The sequence below is a fragment of the Paenibacillus periandrae genome (assembly GCF_022458865.1).
GTDB lineage: Bacteria > Bacillota > Bacilli > Paenibacillales > NBRC-103111 > Paenibacillus_S > Paenibacillus_S periandrae.
The window spans coordinates 1-342 of the sequence record NZ_JAJNMU010000161.1 but is presented as its reverse complement, the minus strand read 5'-3'; the positions used below and the strand labels follow the sequence as shown (position 1 = coordinate 342).

Here is a 342-nt window from a genome sequence, read left to right as displayed (position 1 = left end):
CTCTGCTCGCCCACCTGTGTCGGTTTGCGGTACGGGCACCTTCTCCCTGGCTAGAGGCTTTTCTTGGCAGCTTGAACTCATGACCTTCGCTACTGCAATTTTCGCTCCCCATCACAGCTCAGCCTTATCGATGTGCGGATTTGCCTACACACCAGCCTCGCTGCTTGGACGGACATCCATCAGTCCGCGTCACTATCCTTCTGCGTCACCCCATTGCTCATAACGGTTCACGGTGGTACTGGAATTTCAACCAGTTGTCCATCCACTACGCCTTTCGGCCTCGCGTTAGGTCCCGACTTACCCTGAGAGGACGAGCCTTCCTCAGGAACCCTTAGGCTTTCG

1 rRNA gene is annotated in these 342 nt (G+C 55.8%); it reads right to left on the bottom strand.

The window, feature by feature from the left end:
* Positions 1 to 342: ribosomal RNA gene (locus LRL21_RS45055) — 23S ribosomal RNA — on the bottom strand; the annotation flags it as partial.